The organism is Maribellus sediminis, assembly GCF_011799805.1.
GTDB classification, from domain to species: Bacteria; Bacteroidota; Bacteroidia; order Bacteroidales; family Prolixibacteraceae; genus Draconibacterium; species Draconibacterium sediminis_A.
The window spans coordinates 1705939-1727908 of sequence record NZ_WXUB01000001.1 but is presented as its reverse complement, the minus strand read 5'-3'; the positions used below and the strand labels follow the sequence as shown (position 1 = coordinate 1727908).

Genomic DNA, 21970 nt, shown 5'->3' with positions numbered 1-21970 from the left:
ACCGAATTAAGTTGTGAGCCCTTTTTATTTGCACAAAATTTGCACAAAAAACACATCAAAAAAAGACCTAAAAAACTAGCAAAATAGATGTATTTAAAGGGATATTGGTATAAAAGTCCCTAGAATATTACCGTAAATAAGCCTTCCTAAAAATGAATATCAATACCTTATACAGGTATAACTTCGTTCGGATTAATCCCCTTTACCTTTTTAAACATCTGTGAAAACTTCGACAGGTTTTGGTACCCCATATCGTAGCCAACTTCCATTACGGAATACTTACCGGTTTTAAGTCGGCGGTATGCTTCGTCCATTCTTGCATGTGTGTAAAATTGCCCAAGAGAGCAATCAAATAATGTTTTAAAATCACGTTTAAGCTTTGATATACTAATGCCAAATTGTAGGCAAATAGCATCCATATTTACTTTCTGGTCAAGGTTGTTTAGAACGTAATTTTTAATTTCCAAAAGGCGGTTATAATCGTCAACATGCAGACCATGCAAATCCTTAGCTTCTAATCGCTTTTTTATCAAACTCATTAATAAAGTATACAGTTCAAGACCACGACCTATAACGAGAGCCTTACTGCCGAAATCAACATTTTCGTAAAAAAATAAGTCGTCAATCATATTCTCCACTTCAGGACTAATATGAGTATGATAAGCTTTAGGTTCATTGTCGGCGAAAAGGTATGATAGTAATGGTATGGCTTCTGGAATAATTTTTTCCATTGCGGCTTTTGAGAATTTTATATTTACTGATCGTAAATTCATTTGCGGGCTATATGAAGAATCTAGAGTAAAAAGTCCGTTATGCAAAAAAATACCCAATGAAGAACCGGCTTCAGCATATTGTTGTTGATTTTGGTATTGCATGTAAATTTTACCTTCTTTTATAAGTGTGAGATAAAAAATATCAGCACGGTTATCAGGCAGCCGTTTAACCAATGTTGAATTTTCAAATACTACTCGAAGCAAAAACAATTCAAATTCTTCGAGAATGTTATAATATGCCAAATGAATATGGCTGGAACCTTTCCTGAAATCATAGATATTCCCTGAATTTGTTCCGGTAAAGTATTGTTCCAAAGCATTCAAAATTTTTTGAATGCTCCCTTCCTGAATGTTAATTACATGCTCTGATGTTGTTTCCATTAGTAAGTATCCTGTTATTGAAAGTTATATAAGCTAATATAACATTTTTAGAGTAGCCTCTCAATTCTTTGTCTTGTCGTTTTTTACAAGTCTTTGCAACTATTGGCGGGACTCATTTATTATCAAGAAATCCATTAGATAAGTATTGAACTCTTTGGGATTCTATTTGGGCCATTAGGGGTTTAGGCTGGGCTATTTCGAGCAGTATAGGAGGATGCAAACCCTCATATTTGCATCAGCAATAACAATTAAAATATTAAGTCATGAAAACATTAGTAGGAATGATCCTGGCAACAATGCTTTCAGTTGGTCTCCTTGCATCACCACGAAGTGCTGGGGACAATGAGACAAAAAGCATAAAACAAGAAATTTCAGTAGAAATACTTGGCCCATCACCTGAATTTAAGGAAGGCGAAAATGGAAAGATTGAGATGAGCAGTGCTTTTATTACAAAGCAAAATGATTCATCAGAAGAGTTATTCGGCTCATTTTGGGCAGAATTTGAACTGAAAGGAGAAAACTCAGCTGAAGTTTACGAAGTTGAAAACTGGAATGTAATTGACATTCGAATGGCAGAAGAACTATCGACGGAGGAAAAAGAGAAAATCGAAAAAACTCTATATAATAATTTAGAGACGCTTTTCAGTGAACTTCCGAAAAGTAAAATTGATGAAGTATTGAAATCTTCAGACAATTTCATTGATTCAGAGCTTAACAATGAAGCTCCTCCCGTTATATACAGCAATAATCCTTCGGCATTAGTTGTTGTAGATGGAGAACCCTATTACGAAGAACTTGACAAAAGATATTCGAAGGTTTCGAATGCAGCCGCGTTTATTATCAAAGACAACAAAAATGGCCTGCACTACATGTATGGTGGAGGCCTATGGTTTTCGTCAGAAAATATACAAAGCGGATGGGAATACACAAATAAAGTGCCTAGTGGCACTAAACGAGTAGTAAAAAAACATGCACCTGACTTATATGACAGCATGCAAAATGAGCAAGTTCAGGCCAAAATCGTTCCTGATATAATTGTAACTACCGAACCGTCCGTTCTTATCTCAACAGAAGGCTCTCCTAAATACGTATTTATTCCTAATACAAATCTCGCTTTTGTTGAAAATTCCGATGCAGAAGTTTTTAAGGATTTAAATACCAATAACTTTTACTCTCTGTTTTCGGGTAGATGGTTTGTATCGGATAAATTGGAAGGAAAATGGCAATATGTCGCGCCAGATGATTTACCTAAAGATTTTGCCAAAATTCCGGAAGATCACAAAAAAAGCAGTGTACTGGTAAGCGTACCCGGGACTAAAGCTGCTATAGATGCAGTGAGAGATGCTCAGATTCCTCAAGTTACAAAGAAAGATATCTCTACAACGCTGGATAAAAAGATAGAATACAATGGAAACCCTGAATTTTCAGAAATTGTGGGAACCCCATTAAAATATGCTGTAAATACGTCGAGCTCGATACTATTATGGAACAGTAAATATTATTTAGTAGATGATGCAGTATGGTACTCTTCATCAACACCTAATGGTCCATGGCAAATAGCCACTCAACGTCCGGAAGGTGTTGAAAATATTCCGGCTGACAATCCACTCTATAACATTAAACATGTATATGTTTATAAAAATACTGACAGAACAGTTTACTCGGGATATACATCGGGATATACAGGATCATACATTAATGGACCAACAATAGTATTTGGAACCGGATTCCATTACCGCGGTTGGTATGGACATTACTATCATCACCCGATGACCTATGGAGCTGGATATTTCTACGATTCGTTTTATGGATGGGTGCCTATTTATTCGCCCTGGTATAGTTCTTCGTTTTATTGGCATTGGAACTGGCGCTGGAACTGGTATAGCTACAGACCTCCCATGTATCGTCCGCCATACCATCAGCCACCACATCATAAACCTCCACATCATCGTCCGCCATATGGACAACGGCCAGATCGCCCTATTGACAGACCAGGTCGGCCAGGACAGCCATCTATCATACCGATAGAAGAAGGTACCCGACCAAGCCGTCCGGTAACAAGACCATCTCGCCCTTCGGTTACGCCTGAAAGGCCAAATGTGCGACCGACCCGGCCGGCTACAAGACCGGTTCAACCGAGCGTACGACCTTCAAACCCCGTCGCCAGGCCTAGTCAACCGGCAATGCGTCCGTCAAGGCCATCACAGCCTTTGACACGACCAATGCCTAGTTCGGCACGAATGAGATGATTTGAATCAGAAATGCAAACAATCTGTTGTCCAGGATCAGGTGAAACACAATGAAATAAGAACATAATAGTTACTATTTATTGTTATTACTATTATTAAAAAAAGAGAGGCAGTCCTTTGCGGGCTGTCTCTCTTCCGTAATTGTATCATCGTTAGAATCATCATCCTAAGAATGTAGTAAATGTTGAGCTAAAAGGGACAATGAACGAGCCAAAATGGACTGAAATGAAGAGATTACAGGCCTATTTTTGTATCAGTAATAACAATAAAAAACAAATAAATATGAAAAGAAGTATTCAAAACATTTTTATGCTATTTACCCTAAATGGTACCTCTGAATTAAAACGTATTTCAAACAAAAGAAAAATGTCACTTGTGGCAACCTTTTCAAATCCAAACCGGCCTTTAGAAGACATGCATTTAAACCAAACGGGTTATATTCAGAAAGAAGATAACGAATTCTACACTTTATTCGACCTTGATGCCGAGAATGCCGCTTTTGCAAATGAAAAGGGCAATAATTCAGATTTCATTTTTGATGCCATAGCAATAAATCGTATCGATCACACAGCACTTAAGCCTGAAATTATTAAAGAAAATCGAATTATCTCAACACATTGGGCCGAATTGGCAGACTTTGATTTAATAAACCAACAGAAACATGAAAAGAAAGCACAATCTGCCATTACTTATAAAACAACGGTTGATTACGATAAAGATTATAAATCCTTATTATCGTTTAACTGATCATTATTCAGTTGCTTGACAAGGGGAAAGGTTACAACTCAAACGTTTAGCTTTTCCCTTTCTTTCATCCCCAAGCATAAACATCTTACTTACGAAAAACTTACATCGAAAAACACCCTGTTAGCAAGTCTACAAAGGTCACTGAATTCTAAATTATTCGGGTTCCAACTCTAGCTCTAACTCGATTATGTCTTATCAAGACTCATTCATCGATTTAATCTTTAATGATTTCTCGCGTACCTTTGAACCAATTTCCCAGGCTCTTTTAGCCGCAGGAGAACTAACGTCTAATTCAGGTACTGCGATAGGCTTATCATCTGCATTCATAGCAACAAATATCAGATGCGCACTGGTGCATATTTCATCTAACTGAGTATTGCGGTTATAACGTTGAACAATAACACGAATGACCATAGAACTATGCCCTGTATGAACCACTTGACTAACGAACTTCAAAATATCACCAATATGAACAGGAAGGTTAAACTGAACCGTTTCTACTGAAGCTGTTACACAGTGATGAGCATTCGAAGCATATCGACTAGCCGTAATACTCGCGGTAACGTCCATGATTTCCATGATACGACCACCAAACATATTTCCGGAAGGATTGGCATCGTTGGGAAATACCTGTCTGTGACTAACAATAATTTCAGCACTCTTTTTTTTCATTACTTTTTTTTAAAATTTTGATATGTTACTTATTAGCCTAATGAAGATTATCTGTGCTATAGATAAAAAAAATAGAACTGACTTAAGTCTTCTACTGTAGCCACCTCAACGTATAACTACTTTGAAAGCTCTCTTCAATAAAAAATTAGAGAAACACTATTCATTAGAATGGATTGGTTCTTTGAAAACATAATGATAACCTGCCTGACGCAACGCATCTGCTTCGTTGTAAAAAATAATGGTCTTCTTTATCTTTCCATCTTTTATCAAAAAGATTTGATTAGCCAGAATGACTGCTTCGTTACCATAATTTTGAAATTTCAAAGTTAAAGTACCCCAACTGGAAATCCATTGCCCGCCATCTTTCACATTAACATTTGATATAGCTATATTCTCGGCCACATTCATCTCTACTTTATCATACATGTATTCCAGATTCTGATCCCAAATTAGTAATGCATCATCTTTGCGAATCGAATCGCCAATAGAAGGACCATATCCAACATAATCGTCAGCCAATAATGACTTTATAGTTTCAATGTCGTGATCCACAAACGCTTTTTGAAATTTCTCCACAATTTCTAAATTTTCCCGAATTGATTGTTTCTGATTGGTACAGGAAATAATCATGAAAGAGAACAGAATGAATAAGATGTAATTTACTTTTTTCATAATTTTAAAATTTAAGATTATACGCTTTCCCTATTTGCAAAAATTGTATCCTACTATTGAATAAATATCAAAATTCCTTTTTGAGAACCTATTATTGTCCATATTTCAAAATTTCAGCATCCAACACCGAATAACCGGTTGAAATATTATCAGATCCATCGACTAAAAAAAGCAAAGCGGTTTTGTCTTTTAACTGCATATGGCCTTTTATTGTCACTGCTTCGAAACGAGAATTCACCTCATAACCTTTCTCCGATGTTAGGTAAACAATTTGGTTTTTGGGTGGTGGCGGAGTATGTATACAAGCTCCAACCCAAGGCACCAACAAAAATTCGGTTGTTTTATTATCTACATAATTTAAAGGTAGTAAATAACCAGAGATGCTTATTTCGGTGCTGTCAAGTTCATCGTTTACTACTTCTGCCTTTTCTTTGCGCAACTGGGTAATTTTGGCCCGTAAACTTAACAGACTGTCAATATTTACATTTTCAGCAATTAATACCTGTTCCAGACTATCAATTTTAGTTTGTTTTTTTATCCTCGAATCAGTATCGATTGGCGCAACTTTTTCCCGGTATTTCGCTATCTGGCTTAAACTGTGCAACTGTTCAGTTGATAATCTTGTAAAGGGATCATCAAATTCTACTTTTGGCGCAAGGTCGTACCACGATAGTTCTTTAACATCCTGCGCCTTGCCTACAAGGCCTGTTATTACAATAAAAATTATTCCAATTAATTTCATATTTACGTTTTTATTTTTTGACGGTAAGTCCATCCGACATTGATTTTTTATACGATTGATAAGCAGGTAGTATACCCACCAAAGTGCCAAGCAGTATTATGCTAAACAACAAAAGCAGTTCGTTTATGGTGAACCATTCCATAGGTATCATTAGTCCTAATTTTTCAGCCACAAGGTTTTTACTTAGTATAGCCACCGCTTGTAAGATTATTATTCCGGTAAGTATCCCACTTAAAATTACCGCAATGGTTTCGATTAGTATCAATCCGAAAATATGTTTGGGTTTTGCACCTGTCGAACGTAAAATGGCCATCTCGCGTCTTCGATCATTTAAGCTGGTAATTAAAGTGGCCAGAATTCCTCCAAGCGCGACAATTAAAACCAAAACAGAAATAACTATCAGCATTTTTTCAACGGGCCGAACAATGTTCCAAAGTTCAGTTAAAGTAACCACGGGCATAATTGCAGTTAAAGGTTCACTTTTATAGTTATTTATTTTACGTTGAACAGCCAGTATATCTGCAGGATTTTTAAGTCCCATAAAAAAGCCGGTAATAGAATTGGGTTCCTTTTCATGCTGATGTCCCTCGTGGCTATTTAAGACATCTTCAAAAACATCGTGTTCTTCTGTTTCTTGTCCGTAAAAATGCGAATGTATAGCATCCATGGCAAACAGCGAAACAAAAACGGTTTGGTCAACCGGTGTACCGGTAGAACTCAATATTCCGGTTACCACAAATTGTTCATCATCGTGTTTCATAAATTCTTCTTTCCCCATGCCATGCGTTACCACCACATTGTCGCCAACTTCATAACCCAGTTCCTTTGCCACTTTTGATCCAAGAACACAATTCATTTCCCCGATGTTAGTGTTTCCAGTTTTTGGTTGAACAGCAAGGTTATGACCGTATTTATAATGGGTGAAAAAATCAGCAGTCGTTCCCAACACTGGAAATCCTCTATGCGAATCACCCAGCGAAAGCGGAATACCCCACGACACTTCAGGTGAGGAAGAAATAGCTTCATAACTTTCCCAACTGACATTCTGATTGGTGTAACCAATATGAAAAACGGTAGATAACAACAACGAAATATTTCCGGTTCTGGCTCCCACCACAAGATCGGTTCCTGAAATGGTACTGGTAAAACTATCGTGAATTCCCGAACGGATACGCTCAACGCCGAGTAATAGAATAACGCTTAAAGAGATGGAGAGAATGCTAAGCAAAAGTGTGGCTTTCCGATAGCGGATACTTTTTAGTGCAAGCTTTAAAATGAATTTCATTTTGCACCTCCTTTGCTTTTTTGTTCGGTATAAATAATTCCACCGTTTTCAAGGCGCGCACTTTTATCAAAAAGATGCGAAAATTTGGCATCGTGACTCACAAACACCAGTGTAGCTTGGTTGGCTGAGCATTCTGCCAAAAGCAAACGAATAAAAGCTTGTTGAGCTTTCTCATCCAACGAAGAAGTGGGTTCGTCGGCAATAATAATCTCCGGGCTTCCGATAAGGGCACGGCAAGCTGCAACACGTTGTTGTTGCCCCATACTTAATTCAGTTACCGGTTTATGCAGAACTTCTTTACCGGCCAAACCAACATGATCAAGCAAACGAATGGCTTCATCCCTGGCATTGCTCCCAGATGCCAAAACTGCCTTATTCCGGTGGTTTGAGAACTGGCATGGAAGTGTAACATTTTCGATAACCGAGAGGTACGGAACCAGATTAAACTGTTGAAAAATATAGCCCATATAGCTGGCACGGAACTCATCGCGTTCGCCCGCTTTCATTTTGTTTATCAGCTGTCCCAGCAATTCAATGGCTCCTTTTTGCGGAGTAGTTATTCCTGCCAGCAAACTTAACAGCGAAGTTTTTCCACTTCCACTTTCTCCCTGCAAAAAAAAGCGTTCACCTTTTTCAATCCTCAAATGGTCAATTCTTAGGAGTGGATTTTCTTGTCCGTTCCATTTAAATTCAAGGTCTTTTATTTTTAACTGTTCCATAAAATTTCACATGATTTAAAATGAGCTGCCAACGGAAATATACCAGGCAAAATCCTCATTACTCCAAGCCGTGTCAATGCCAAGCCTTATCCGAAATAGTTTTTTTAGTGCAAATCTTACCCCACCCCCATAGTTGTAAATCCATTCAGCATCTTTGAAATTCGAAAAATTATTCATCGCCTTTGCACCTCCTACAAAACCAAGTACCGACAAATCTTTATAAAAAGCCCATCTCCACTGCGTTTCTGCCAAAATCACATTTTCTCCCTGGTATCGCATAGCAGGAACTCCACGTAAATCTACATAAGGGATGGCATAAAACGGCGCGTTACTTTCGATAAATTGTCCTTCCAAACGTATGGCGCCATAGATTTTTGATACAGGTTCAAAATAGTACTTGGCATAAGTTTCAGTTTTTAGAAAATTTTCATCACCCCCAAAAAAAGTGGCATTATAATCGATATATATACCTACATCAAATCCCTTATCCGGCGAAAAGGTATTTTTTACATTCTTAAAGCTGAATACTAAACCCAAGAGGCCCAACTTAGATTTACCGGTTATACTATTGATTAAAGAATCAAGACCAGGATTATCTGTAGATATATCAGGGTGGCTCACGGTTTTCGAAAAAATATACCGCGGCCCCAAAAACAGGTCTGTCTCGCCAAGCCGGAATAACAATTTATGCGCTGTACCCCAAATATCCATTCTAACTTTCAGCGGAATGGTTACGGATAAAAACTCTCTGTAAAAGGCAATGTTTACTCTCGAATCCATCAGTCCCCCTGTATATCGGATGTGGTCGTTGAGAATGGTTCCCGAATGTGCTACCCCATATAACCACGACTTGTTCATAGTCATTCCTCCAAAAATGCCCGTAACGTTTGCAGGTGTATCTTTTCTCAAACTACGTTTGTTTGAGTGCAGATATCCAAGTGCCACACCGCCTCCAAATCCGCCCAACGCGGGTTCGGTAACTATAATTGGAATTGGGAGTATGCCTTTTTGTTGATTGCTAAGCCTGCTTGTATCAGATTCGTCGTAGTACAACTCATCCATCATCTTGTTCATTTTCCGAATGTTTTGTCCGGGACGCTGAGCATGCGTTAAGGATGAAAGGTTCAGCATGAAAAACAACAGTAACAGAACTTTTAGGATAACTGTTGAACAAATGCTTCCCCACCATCGATAAACGATGTTCTTTATAAAGATATGAGTGTGAAAAATCATTTATTTTGTTTTAGACCACTTTAGTATTACAATGTAAGTCCTTGCAAATAATTTTTACCTCTGAAGCCAAAACGATAAGTAATTCCGAAAGCAAACTGATTACGGCTACCTAAAAAACTGTATATTCCTGTAAACTGGTAACGTTTGTTATGCTGATAGTTAAATCCAACCGTCATACTCCACGGATATTGTAATTTTTTATTAAAGGAGTAATGTAAGTTCGTTCCCCCTGTGTTATTTAACCAGGAGTCCAAGCCTTGATATAGTCCACCTAAAATCTCCTGCTCCCTGCCCGGAAGACCAAAATACCAATCGTCCAATTGTTCGCTTATACGAACTTTGTCTTCGGGTGTAATACCTGCCACTTTTTCTAAATCTGCCATCCCCGTACTTGCTTTATTCAGTTTTAGGTATTGCCCCCCGGCAAGTACCACAAAGTTACGATAAGGCGTTTTTTTGAAGCGAAACATATGTCCTAACCTTGCACCAATTACATTGGTTTTCGAGGGTTTTTCGGTGTTGGCAGTCCAGGTAAAAACCTGCGTAAAATCTCCGTTAACAACAATTGGCCCAAGACCACCGGCTCCAACTACATTCCAACCTAAGGATGTACCTTGTGAATGAGCCACAAAACTGGCTTCGAAAGGTAAACCAAGATCAACATTCGTATCTGCATTTATACGTCCTCCAAGTATTGAAAAATTTACAAAGGGAAGTAACCAAAAATCATATCGAACAGAAATCGCATTAACATTTGCCTTTATTTGGCCAAACCGGGCAAATCCATCAATTGGTGTTAAATTATTAGGATCAAAGCCAACATGAACATCACTCAGGGTTAGGTATTGCTGTGAATAGGCATAATTTATCATCAAACCGTTGGGATAGGGCAGATCGAAGCCAAGCTTCCTCAATTTTGCCCCCATGAGAGGCCAATGCCAACGGTAAGGAGTACGTTTTAAACTATCGGTGTATTCTTTATATACATCGCTGAGCGCTCTATTGGGAACAGAACCTTGTCCGTTTGCACGCGTAGCAAAAAGCCCAAAAATTAATGCTATTGTAAAAATGGTTAGGTATTTATTCATGACGCAGGATTATGGTTGCTTCTTTAAAATTGTTTACGATTTTTACTTCTTCCCAGGATGCATTATAAATTAACACAGCAATAAGGGTTGATGCTCTTTCCTCAGTAAGAATATCTTCAAAGATTCCTGTGTTTAGAATTGCATTTATCAGGCTTTGAGCAATTTCTTTAGTGTCTGAATCCGAAATGGCTGTTAAAACAGGCAATAGTATTTGTACCAAATTTTCTTGATTTATGATGCCATTAATAAGGTCGGATTCCAAAAGTTTTACGGCTATAAAGTTGGCTACTGCCTCGGCATTAATTTCGGTAAATGCTTTAAGAATTGGGTAAATCAGACTGTTCAATGCCTCCGGCGTTACTGATTCGCCAATAAAACCATTTAAAGCTTTGGCAATTTTAAAGGCGGTAAACTCAGGATTTATATTTTCAAGAATTGGCCCAAACAATTGCTTTAGATTTTCAATAATTTCCGGTGCAAGTTTCTCTTCGAGGTTCACCAACCAGCTTGCTATCTTTTCGCCAACCATATCGGCATCAATGGTTTGCAGGTATTTTATAGTAGAGCTAAATGTGTTGTTCAACAATTCTGTTGTGATGAAGTTATCCAACACGATATTGGCTACACCCTGGGCAGCTTTTTCTGGGCCACCTGCCAAACCAATGGCCGGCTTAGCGGCAATAAAAATCGTTTTAATCGAACTGTTTAAATTTTCGTAGTCAGGCGTCAAATTCAGGTCGGGGAAGGTTTCATTTATTTTGCCTACCACCACTCTAATTGATTCGGTAGCCTGGTCTGCTAGCTCACCCATTTTAAGTATCGAAGTCTCATCAATTTTCAGGGTAAACGGCAATAATAGTGAAACCAAAGCATCTTCGTTTATCCATAAATCCTGAACAATATTGGTGAGTTTCGACGATATTTCTGCTACACGCTCATCTTCTAACATGGTAAAATCGGCCCAGGCATGTGAAATTATTGCTTGCAGGTTATCCTGGTTAAAAACCGTAAAAAACAGTTGCACAATAAGCTGGGCAATTTGCTCCGAACTTTGTTCGGGATTCGAAACCAGATTATCGAGATACGGAAGTACGAAATCATAAATATTTTCAACACTAAGTGATTCGTTGATTTTTAAGGCAATGGCGGTCGACATTTGCTGCGCCACGGCTTCGGCATCAATGCCGGTAATTTTCTCCAGTTCTTCTTTTAGGATTTCCGTAAGTTTTGTCTCCCAATCGATGGACTGAAGTGCCATTAAGATTTCTTCAGCCAAATATTTCGAAGCTTCATCGGGATTGATGTCATTAATAAAATCAAGTTTCCCCGAAATCATATCTACAAGTGCGTTATTAATAATTTCGTGAAGCGCTTCATTATTATAAAGTATCGATGTAATAATATCTGCCAATTTATCTGGCGATTGATTTGAAATACGATCGATAAGTTTTTTGTTGATATCCGAGATTAATGATGCAGCCTCATTTTCGGTAACGGTAAGCAACAACTGGTTTTCATCGGAATAGTAAAAATACTTGTAATGCAGCGTGACTTTGTCGTTTTTAATCCGCAATGATTGGTCGTTAATCACAAAATAGCTGGCAATGTGTTCGTCGTCTGTTTTCAGCCATTGTGTTTCCTCATTTAAAGGGACAATTTTACCGTCAGGCGTAAATTCTACAATCATTTTTCGCATTTCGGAAGCATCAAAAACCATATCATCCAGATCGAATATCCCGGCCATACTCAAAGAATCGGCCAGATTCCACAATATGGGAGGAGGGATGTCTTTATCCTTTACTTCAACGCTAAAATCATCAACATGCCAGTGATGGGCATGCAACAGTGCTTTGGTTTGTTCAACCGATTTTATTACCGGGTCCATGGGTTGCTCACAAGAAACAAAAACCAGCACCACTGTTAACAGCATTAAACTTATTTTTCCAATCATAACTCTATCTAATTAATATTCATTTTTTACATTATTCGCCTACCACGAACTTCCGAATACGATATAAAAGGCAAAATCTTTTCCATTCCCCATGGCAAAATCCACTCCTGAATGAAGGCCCAGCATACGTGCCAGTTTATAACGGATTCCGCTACCTACAGTATAGGTGAAATCAATATCATTAAATGTGTCCAAATCTTTAAATGCTTTGCCTACACCCGTGAAACCAACAACCGACCAGCGCCTGTAAAAATTATACCGCCATTCTGTTTCTGCCACAAGCACATTGTCGCTTTGATAGCGCATTGCCGGAATTCCCCGCAACGACACAAAAGGATAAGCGTAAAAAGGACCTTCACCAAGCATGTAACTCCCATTAAAACGCCAGCCTGAGAAAACCTTTGAGCCGATAGGCCAATATCCGTAAAAATCGGTTTTAAGCGTACTGTACTTATCATCTGACCCTAACCATTTAGCAGAATGACTAATGGATAATTCCGAATTAATCCCTTTTGTTGGTGTGAAATTATTGTCGCGGCTATCGTAAACAAGCATGGGTTTAATGGTGCTTATTACCGAATTACTATTAAGCCGACTCAATATTAAATTTACTAAAGGTTTTCCGGGTATTGTGTCAAACGATACATTGCTTTTAAAGTACATATAAGCCAAGCCGGCATAAAATTTCGACTCAGCAATTCGGAGCTCTGCCTCTTGAAATATACCCCACGAATTTAACCTAACAGTTACCGGATTCTTGCTTAACAATTCGCTGTTATTTCCATAATAATCGTAACGGATCTTGGGCAGAATAAATGCCGTGGTAGTACGAACACGGTTTTCGCCAAAAATGTGGGTATGAAATGCAGCTGCTCCCCAGGTTTTGTTTTGCGTACCCAAACCGGCAACACCGGTCAGATTAGGGGCTACATAGCTATTGTATTTCTTCTTACGATTGTGAAAATAGATAAGTGCGACACCTCCCCCGTATCCCACTGCCGGTTCGGTAATGATAATCGGCACGGGCATAACGCCTTTAAAATCGATGAGATACGAACTTAAATCAATGGCATTGTCTTCCGGGTCGCGCAACGAAAACTTCTTTTTATTTTTTTCTGTAGCGGTAGAATCGCTTTGCGCATGCGAACATACACCAGAAAATAAAAACAGGAATAAGAGTAAATATTTATTCATGTATGTTCTGTTTAAGCATTGCCGTATAAAACAGACGACATCTGCAGTTACGATTTTATGCGTTTGTTTAAAAATACTCATTATTTACAGGATTTCCCATAACTATACGACCATTATTTAAAACCGATCTAAACAATTTTATTCTATTTACCAGCTGCACCTCCATCATCAATTGTGATGGTTGTGATAGTATGTTGTTTCTTCCAATCCTCGGCGGTAATGGGCACATATCTACTTTTGTCGGTTGGCTCATAACGAATTGGCTGACCAGCCCATATTTTTTGAAACTTATTTTCCTTCACCACCATTTGGCCATTCACAATCACATAGGGTATACCCGTAGTTGGCAATCCTTGCGAACCACTTTTGTAAGTAGAATTATCGGTAACGTTTTTAGCGTCAAAAATTACAATATCTGCTACCATACCTTCTTGCATACGACCTCTTTTCTGCATGGCTTCTATACCCGCATCTCCGAGATGTTTGGCTGACCAGTAGGATAATTGTGATAAAGTAAACATTAAAGGCACACCTTGTTCTCGTGCTAACCTTAATACAGTACCTCTTGTTCCGGCAGTTCTGGGGTGTCCCTGGTATTCTTCGTAGGGTACATCCCACGAATCAATTCCTCTTCCTGAAAAAATAGCATCTGAAGCAGCTGTCATATGTGGCATACGCAAGAAATTAGGCATCCACTTTTTACGGTCGGGACTAAATATTACCATTAATCTGCTTGGATCTTCTTTTCTGGTTTTAAGGAATTCCTCCTGAGTCAGGAACTTATCATCTACCGGATCATACATGGTCTCTTCGTAAACCAAACCAAAAACATTTTTGTACAATTCGGGCTCAAAAAAACTTGACGAAATGGAAGTGGAAGCAGCCTCGTATGGATAATACTCTGACCATACATTGTACCCCTGCTTACGCGCCTTTTGGAGTTTTTCTTCGTTTTCCCACCAACCAAATTCGTTGTTGTGCGCAACAATAAGCGGTGCATTCAAACTAAGTGCATTGGCCAGGATTTCATCTGTACCTAATGATCCCTGTGGATGACTCGGATTGGCATGAAATCGAACATGAGCCTCTGATAAACGACCATATTTAGCAGCCAATTCCTGGCACTTATACATCTCAAATGTTGTCACTCCTTTTACCATATAACCCACAGTAGAGCAAAAACCGAGAGCTCCTTCCTGATAACCCTCATCCATAATTTTTAAGATTTCATTAAGATGTTCCGCATCACTTTCGGTATCCTGCCAACCGCATACTCCATCCTCACAAGCCTCAGCTCTGTATTTCCCAAGGAATCCGGGGCAATCCGCCCATTCCGGCATATCCACTTCCGGATCATGAACCAGAATACGTACTCCTTCATGACTTACTCCTGTTCCATAATTTATTGGCCAGGCACCTTCTTTTGCTTTGTACCAGGCTGCCACTCCGGTAGCACCAATTTCCAAATCCATACCAGAAGTTATTCCATCGCGTGCTGCCATCTTCATCGACAAACCATCTAAGGCATGAAAATGTGTATCAATAAAGCCGGGAGCAACAACCAGTCCGCTTGCATCAATGGTTTCCTTTCCTTCAATTTTCTTTGAAGTAATGATTACAATATTGCCATCTTTCACACCTACATTGAGAACTTGATCCAGCATCGTTTCCGGATCCATAACCCGTCCATTAAGAATTACAAGATCATAATCTTGTGCAAATAAAGTCCCACCGAACAAAAAAGCCAATAGTACAAACAAAGTTAATCTGAACACCTTTTGCAAAAAAACATCAATTGATTTCATAAGTATTGTTTTAAAATTTTGAAAACTAAATAAACACTCTTGCCCGTAAGCCAAAGAGGGTAGTGAAATTATCCTTTGAGTTAAAAGCGGGGTTTCCAATTAACTGAATATTCGGCGTAAGCTCAGAATGGTGCGTTACCTGCCATTTGAAAAATATTTCTGAGCTATGTTGATCTTTCAAACCATCACCAAATATGCCCGGATTTGGCCGGTTCCAGTTAAATCCAATACCGAATGTATTTGGGCCGGCAATATTGTATGAATATCCTACGCTTACAGAGCCTTTATAAAATGCTCCTCCCTCGTTTGCATATCCTCCTCTGATAAATGGCAGATGTTTCTCTCCGATTCCCCAACTAACAGATCCTGCTATACCCCACCCACTCGGTATTCCTGTTCCTGTTTGTTTGTCCACCTGCCAAAATGTAAGGTGAGCATTCTTAAAGAATACATATTCTAAACCCGGGGTATAGCCCAGCTCTAAAGTTTTTACAGTTTCGAACTTGTTAAAAAAAGTATCAAAACCTTTCCAAAACTCGGTAGCTTTTCCATTTATGTCGGTAAAGCTGCCCACTACATATAACTGTTTTGTCAGCCATGCACTTACCATCAGCCCCAAAGAGCCACCCGGATAACCACCTCCAATTGTTACGGAACCTGTGGCAAATACCATGTTATTAAAACTCGACCAGGGACTCGCAGCGGCATGTATATCGGTCCAGTCAGTCATATCCACAAACCCGGCATAAACAACTACTTTATTAGTGCCAAAGGTTTGACGCCAATAAAGGTTTGTAACTCTGAATTTATCGTCGTTATATACAGATTGTATCAATCCGGCGTAACCAACATCAAGAATTCCATATTCTCTGAGTGGATTCTCGGTATATTTATGGCGGTGTTCCAGATTAAATACTAAGCCCCCTTGAAACGGAGTACCTCGTCGTACAAAGTCCCATTTCCCATAGAGTCGCAATACGCCACTGGCTCCAATGTTGTTACCGATGGCTTTTGTAACCCCCATAATTTGTGAGTTATAATCCAGATTTGCCTTGAATCCGGTTTTGTCGTAAAAACGGTCCTTTGCTGCATCGAGGCTATCGAGAAAATACCATCCTACTTTGGCTTTTCTGGAAATTATATCCGATTTCATTTGATTACCTACTGAAGAAGGACCGGCAATATCGTTGGTTTCCCGTTGCTTCTGTTCCTGTCCGTACACCAGTACTGTGGACAAAAGAAAAGCAAAGGAAAGAACCAGAATCTTTTGTTTTCTCATACGCTTAGTTTAAAGTATTCCTACTGTCCCTCTTTTGTAGTATTAATTTATATAAAGTTTTATGTCGGCATTCTTCATGCTATAACCTGATGTTATTGGACTTCGTCCATCAACCAAATACAAATCACTTACCTTTGTATTGGTAGCTATAGTGCCCTTTACCGTAACTGCCTGAAAGGGTTTAGTGGGTTTTACCGGCTCAGCCAATTCAAGATAAATAATTTGATTTTTGGGTGGTGGTGGTGTATGTATGCAGGCTCCAACCCAGGGAACCAACAAAAACTCGGACACCTTCTCGTCTACCAAATTAAGTGGCAATATGTAGCCGTTTATAGCTACATTTTGTTGGTTAAATCTGTTATTAACCATTTCTACTTTTTTTTGCCTTAGTAATTCAATCTCATGTCGCCGTGCTAAAAGCCCATCGATATCCACATTTTCATCCTCTAATAGTTTTTCAATACTATCGTTTTTAGCCTGTTCCATATCAGTAATTTCTATGTTTGGTAGCGCTTTCATATCACGAAATCTGGCAACGCGTGCAAGTTTTACCAATTGACTTCTGCTCAATTTTGTAAAAGGATCATCAAATTCAATTTTTCGCACCAGATCTTCCCACAAAATCTCCTTACAGTCCTGAGCGTTTACCAGGCTATACAAGCTCAATGCGATTATGGTAAAAACAATTCTCATAGTTTATTTAATTGCATAAATTTGTTTCTTTCTCGCACATGATTTAATTCAATAAGGAACCTCAATAAATTATGTGGTTATTTTTAATGAAATCCTTTTTAAGAAATTGAGGTGTAAATATTATTATTCCAATTTCAAAGCCAGCGGCTTGGCTACCGTCGAAGCAGGCTCCGTAAGATATCGCCGGGATGATATAATCGTTGGGTTCCCATCTTAGTCCAATTTTATACTCCGGTTTTGAGTAGGCCTTGCCTTCGGTTCCATAAGCCTCGACAACAATCGCTGTTTCGGGAACAATTTTATAGATGGCCAATCGTGTTGACCATGTAAAACCCCAAGCTGTTTCATTGTTATTTCCGTGGTCAAAATCAACCATGGCTCCAGGCATTATGTCCCACGAAATGGCATTTTGAAACAAAGGGAAGGTCACCGGAACTGAGGTCCAGTAATTTTTGTGAAATGCCGAATAGCCGGTTTTATTATAATATCCTGGAGATTTACCAATTCCCAGAAAAACTCCACCTCCCCCAGTATTGCTGCCATTTACCCAAAACATATACTTTCCAAATACATTTGTGCTAAAATGTTGTGGTGAATTTATTTTTTCGTCTTCCCAAAACATTGCAGTTGAAAAATTCAGCTCAAACCTGGGGAGTAAGCTAAAAGTGGCATACAGGGCTGAATTACGTTCGCCGGCTGACAAAACAAAAGTACCAGTACCGTGAGGCATGGTGAGGTAATTATCGCAATTAAATTGTTGTGCAGATACGCTATTCCCTGTCAGTACAGGGATTGAAGCAAAAATAAAAACTACCAGTTGTTTCAACAGTTTTAAGTTCATATTTTATTTATCTTATTCATTATTAAATAATACTCAGTACCATAACTTTCAAACCTGCCAGCCAGCGATGCATTTTCAAATGGCTAAAACGCATATTTTACCATTACCTGAAGTCTGGATGCATTTCCTTTGGAGTTCTCAAGCGTATGTACCTTCCCCCAGGCATACTCAATACCAGCAGTTGCTTTGGGATCGATTTGCCAGATAAGGTTAAAATGCCCCATGCCTCCTTTTTCTAAGGCATCTTCGGGGCGATAAGTTAAATTTCCTCGTTTTAAGTAGGCATACGCAATATTGGTGGAAACGGATTTAGACAATTGGTATCCTCCACCGATAGCAAGTGTAATTGCATCTTCAAGGTATAGTTCACCATCCGGTAATAAAACTGCTCCCTGATCTGTTCCACCAAAAACAAGAATTTGGCTAATCATACCTACATTATAAGAACTGTGCCAGGTAGCAAACAACCGATTCGTGAAAAATTGTCGCCCATTGAAAACCACTCCCCAGCCTAAAGCTGTGGCATCCGGACCTTGTTTTCTTCCATCCCATCGTAATTGTTCAGCCTGACCACCCAACATGAGCATGCCTTTATCGCGTTCATTGCTTAACCTTGCTGAAAAGAGTGGCAATGTCGGCATCTTTGCACCAGCATCGTTATCAGGGGCATATATACCATTGAGTCCGGGCATTTCCAAAGCAAAACTATACTGCCAGTGCTTTTTAAAATATTTTTCGTAACGCACCTGAACAGATCTACCACCAAACAACGCATCACCGGCTGAAAAGTCCATTATAAAAGGAAACACACGCAAATCGGATAAATTTGTCCATGTTTGCCCTACAAGTACATTCCCGTATTTTACAAAGGCATGACGCATACGAGGCTGGGCAGCACTAAGCGATTCATCAAAGAAATCAAATTCAATAAAAAACTTTAAAGGTCTGCCCAATTCCGTGGTACGTCTTATGTCCAGGTTAAAACGGGTTTCGCGCACATGCATGTTAAAGAATGGCCCGGCATTAGCAGCTTCAGTTCCATCAACAGGTATTTGACCAATTAACAACTGGTTTCTGCTTCCTGCACCGTTAAAATCATAAAGGGCATCTAATCGAAAATAACCACCAATTTTCATATATAAATCTGTTCCGGGCAAATTCCATGCTCCCGGAAAGTTCCTGGTTAACAAACTGTCTTCCGGACTACCACGTAATTTTGAATAATTATCCTGTGCAACAGCTGATTGCAACATAAAAAGCACTCCTAATAAGATTTGAAAAAAGTACTTACATAAATGTTTTTTATTAGATTTCATTTTATAGATCTTACGTTATTAGAATCATTTTAATGCGTTGATTTATCACTCTTACCAAGGCAAAGGAATAACCGGTGCAATTTGCACACGAACCTGGTGTTGCGGGCCAAAAGCATCTGGTCTCGCCAGGTAGTACCAGTACTGAACACTAAGTTTTACAGGTAATTTTCCAAATCGGGTCACTTTATTAACACCCGTTCCAACTGGAAATGTAAAGCGGCTTCCTTTTTCTGCTTTATGATTATAGGCAAAAGTCGGTTGCCCGGTAATTTGCCAGGCATTTTTTAAATTAACAACATAAAAATATTGTCCAGCTGTAACACTTGCCGTTTGCTTATTGGCAGTTGAAATCCAGAATTGATCTGGAGTTGCTGCAAGGACTACGTCATCTTCAGGAGTGTAACTATTTACGCTCCAGGCATGGTTGAACATGACACCCAAAACCCCCCAGTTAAACATCTGTGCCACCATAAACTCAGGGCCAACTGTTGTAAATTTCGAACGCAATTGTTTGTTCGTGGCGGTAGGAAACCCACCAAATACGCCAACAATGGTAATAGTTTTTGAAGGCCACGTTTTTCCAACCGCAACATCGGCGCTAATATTTCCTAAGTTAACTCCTTTATTCTCGAAACCATTATCACCAAATACCGGTTGGCTTAAATAGATTGGAATTAAAGGTCGCACAAATAAATTCACCCCTTCGGATAAAGGAATAGGTAAACTGGGTTGAAAATTGAGCAAAAATCCGTTTTGGCTTGAAGCACCAGGCAAATCACCATTGTAATGAATATAATCGATGGGAAAAGCCATGGTTCCAAGCGTTGTATTCGGATTAGATAACTCTTTCGCGATTTCGGCTTCACTTTTAGGTACCGATTCATCTTCTTGTGCATTTGTAGATAAGCTAAATATGCAAAGTTGCATGCACAGCAGCAGTGATATCGTGTAAAGTTTTTTCATAGATTCGTGTTTTTAGAGTATTATTCATTTTTATCCAACGCTAAAGCTGCAGCTCTTATAAACCCAATTGGAAGGTTAGGCGCAAGCGATGCGCTAAAGTAAACTCCAACAAACTCACGCTTCGGATCGATGTAGATGCCCTGGTTATTATGTCCTAATTTGCAAAAGGCACCATCTTCCCACAAGAAATCGAACTGTGCGCCACCACCGTAAAAATCCTGGGTTCCGAGGTATGTATAGGCCGTTTTACCTACGGCACTTTCATAGAGTATATCATAGGGTACCATAAAGTCGAACATATATTCCGCAAGCTTTGGAGAGGCTACTTCCTTACCTGTAATTTTCTTGAAGGTTGGAGTGAAAAGAAGACCAAACCTGCCCATGTCTTCTAATGTGGAGTTCATAGCGGTAGCAGCATGAATACTTCCATCGGGAAACAGGTTTGCCACCATTTCTCCGGTACCCGCATACTGAAGGAATCGTTCGTAGAGGTAATCAACAAATTTCTTACCCGTAACGTTCTCGATGGCAACACTTAATACCTGTGTATTCAGGCTGGCATACTGATACTTGGTATAAGGCTCCGCAATCTTTTCTGCTTCCCGGATAACTTCAATCCAGTCCTCTTTTTTTCCATTGTAGTAGTCTCCGAACGATGCCTTATAATACCGCTGTTCCATTGTGCCTGATTTATACATGTTGCCAGCTATATCATCTAAATTAAGCCCTGTAGTCATGGTAAGTACAGACCGAACAGGAACACCATCCCATGCACTTCCCTTGAGTCTTGGAACATATTGGGTTATGGGTGCCTCAGAATCTACTTTGCCACTTTGAATCAAGTCGAGCATCAATGTACCCGAAAGAGCCTTTGTTACCGACATCCACAGATGTTTGTCCTCGGGGCGCATGCCGGGATACTCTTCGTACACAACATTGCCTTTATGAATCATCATGATGGCCTGAAGTTTGGATTCAGGAGAATCAATAAATTCTTTTAGGGTTGGGAATGAATTACCTTCAACATCCGAGTATGTAAGGTTATCCAATTCCGGATTTAATACTCTTGGCAATTCGAATGTGTTCTTAGATGCCGGCACAACCGCACTCGGAAGAAATTCCCACATAAAGTTAAAATAGTACAAGGCATCATCTTCAGCTGTTTCCTTATGGTCCAATGCATCTACCGAGAAGTGTCGGAAGGAGAACAGATCTTTTGCTCTTCGAACAAGATGAATAGGATACCCCTCTTCCAACAACTTTTTATGATCTGCAACCGTGAGTGTTGACTTTTCACCTGCATATTTAGCAGCCATTTCATCATTGGTTGAAATATCTTCGGTCTTATTATTTTCGACCTGTGAGCA

General features: G+C 39.2%; 19 protein-coding genes. 2 read left to right on the top strand and 17 right to left on the bottom strand.

The window, feature by feature from the left end:
- Positions 1 to 167: 167 nt before the first annotated feature.
- Positions 168 to 1154: a helix-turn-helix domain-containing protein gene (locus tag HFD85_RS06615; protein WP_167606474.1), complete on the bottom strand. Its 987-nt coding sequence runs from the start codon at positions 1152 to 1154 to the stop codon at positions 168 to 170.
- Positions 1155 to 1417: 263 nt separating this feature from the next.
- Between HFD85_RS06615 and HFD85_RS06610 the strand changes: the two genes are divergently transcribed.
- Both HFD85_RS06610 and HFD85_RS06605 read left to right on the top strand, forming a co-directional pair.
- The gene (locus HFD85_RS06610; protein ID WP_167606471.1) at positions 1418 to 3403 is read left to right on the top strand and encodes a hypothetical protein; all 1986 of its coding nucleotides are present in this window, start codon (positions 1418 to 1420) and stop codon (positions 3401 to 3403) included.
- A 225-nt stretch (positions 3404 to 3628) separates the two neighbouring features.
- Positions 3629 to 4150: a hypothetical protein gene (locus HFD85_RS06605; RefSeq protein ID WP_167606469.1), complete on the top strand. Its 522-nt coding sequence runs from the start codon at positions 3629 to 3631 to the stop codon at positions 4148 to 4150.
- A 195-nt stretch (positions 4151 to 4345) separates the two neighbouring features.
- On the opposite strand, the gene HFD85_RS06600 is transcribed toward HFD85_RS06605, so the two are convergent.
- From HFD85_RS06600 to HFD85_RS06525, 16 genes are all read right to left on the bottom strand, one after another.
- Positions 4346 to 4822, bottom strand: a complete 477-nt coding sequence (locus HFD85_RS06600; RefSeq protein ID WP_167606467.1) for an acyl-CoA thioesterase — start codon at positions 4820 to 4822, stop codon at positions 4346 to 4348.
- Positions 4823 to 4978: 156 nt separating this feature from the next.
- Positions 4979 to 5494, bottom strand: a complete 516-nt coding sequence (locus HFD85_RS06595; RefSeq protein ID WP_167606464.1) for a nuclear transport factor 2 family protein — start codon at positions 5492 to 5494, stop codon at positions 4979 to 4981.
- A 91-nt stretch (positions 5495 to 5585) separates the two neighbouring features.
- Positions 5586 to 6236 (bottom strand): DUF3299 domain-containing protein, encoded by a 651-nt coding sequence (locus tag HFD85_RS06590; RefSeq protein WP_167606461.1) that lies wholly within the window; start codon positions 6234 to 6236, stop codon positions 5586 to 5588.
- A 10-nt stretch (positions 6237 to 6246) separates the two neighbouring features.
- Positions 6247 to 7521: an ABC transporter permease gene (locus tag HFD85_RS06585; protein ID WP_167606459.1), complete on the bottom strand. Its 1275-nt coding sequence runs from the start codon at positions 7519 to 7521 to the stop codon at positions 6247 to 6249.
- Positions 7518 to 8240 carry an ABC transporter ATP-binding protein gene (locus HFD85_RS06580; RefSeq protein ID WP_167606457.1) on the bottom strand — a complete coding sequence of 241 codons (723 nt, stop codon included), beginning with the start codon at positions 8238 to 8240 and terminating at the stop codon, positions 7518 to 7520. The genes HFD85_RS06585 and HFD85_RS06580 overlap by 4 nt, the downstream gene beginning before the upstream one ends.
- Positions 8241 to 8255: 15 nt before the next feature.
- Positions 8256 to 9473, bottom strand: a complete 1218-nt coding sequence (locus tag HFD85_RS06575) for a BamA/TamA family outer membrane protein (protein WP_167606454.1) — start codon at positions 9471 to 9473, stop codon at positions 8256 to 8258.
- A 26-nt stretch (positions 9474 to 9499) separates the two neighbouring features.
- The gene (locus tag HFD85_RS06570; protein WP_167606452.1) at positions 9500 to 10561 is read right to left on the bottom strand and encodes a hypothetical protein; all 1062 of its coding nucleotides are present in this window, start codon (positions 10559 to 10561) and stop codon (positions 9500 to 9502) included.
- Entirely contained in the window at positions 10554 to 12512 is a 1959-nt protein-coding gene (locus HFD85_RS06565) for a hypothetical protein (protein ID WP_167606449.1), read from the bottom strand. Before HFD85_RS06565 ends, HFD85_RS06570 begins: the two co-directional genes overlap by 8 nt.
- Positions 12513 to 12551: 39 nt before the next feature.
- Positions 12552 to 13706: a BamA/TamA family outer membrane protein gene (locus HFD85_RS06560; RefSeq protein WP_167606447.1), complete on the bottom strand. Its 1155-nt coding sequence runs from the start codon at positions 13704 to 13706 to the stop codon at positions 12552 to 12554.
- A gap of 143 nt (positions 13707 to 13849) precedes the next feature.
- Positions 13850 to 15511 (bottom strand): amidohydrolase family protein, encoded by a 1662-nt coding sequence (locus HFD85_RS06555; RefSeq protein WP_206081874.1) that lies wholly within the window; start codon positions 15509 to 15511, stop codon positions 13850 to 13852.
- A 25-nt stretch (positions 15512 to 15536) separates the two neighbouring features.
- On the bottom strand, positions 15537 to 16790 hold the full coding sequence (locus HFD85_RS06550) for a carbohydrate porin (RefSeq protein WP_167606445.1): 1254 nt from the start codon (positions 16788 to 16790) through the stop codon (positions 15537 to 15539).
- A 42-nt stretch (positions 16791 to 16832) separates the two neighbouring features.
- Positions 16833 to 17483, bottom strand: a complete 651-nt coding sequence (locus HFD85_RS06545; RefSeq protein WP_167606443.1) for a DUF3299 domain-containing protein — start codon at positions 17481 to 17483, stop codon at positions 16833 to 16835.
- Positions 17484 to 17544: 61 nt separating this feature from the next.
- Complete coding sequence (locus HFD85_RS06540) at positions 17545 to 18324, bottom strand: hypothetical protein (RefSeq protein ID WP_167606440.1); 780 nt, start codon at positions 18322 to 18324, stop codon at positions 17545 to 17547.
- Between the two features lie 83 nt (positions 18325 to 18407).
- The gene (locus HFD85_RS06535; RefSeq protein WP_167606437.1) at positions 18408 to 19577 is read right to left on the bottom strand and encodes a DcaP family trimeric outer membrane transporter; all 1170 of its coding nucleotides are present in this window, start codon (positions 19575 to 19577) and stop codon (positions 18408 to 18410) included.
- A 114-nt stretch (positions 19578 to 19691) separates the two neighbouring features.
- Positions 19692 to 20603: a hypothetical protein gene (locus HFD85_RS06530; RefSeq protein ID WP_167606434.1), complete on the bottom strand. Its 912-nt coding sequence runs from the start codon at positions 20601 to 20603 to the stop codon at positions 19692 to 19694.
- Between the two features lie 20 nt (positions 20604 to 20623).
- Complete coding sequence (locus HFD85_RS06525; RefSeq protein ID WP_167606431.1) at positions 20624 to 21919, bottom strand: serine hydrolase domain-containing protein; 1296 nt, start codon at positions 21917 to 21919, stop codon at positions 20624 to 20626.
- Positions 21920 to 21970: the final 51 nt, after the last annotated feature.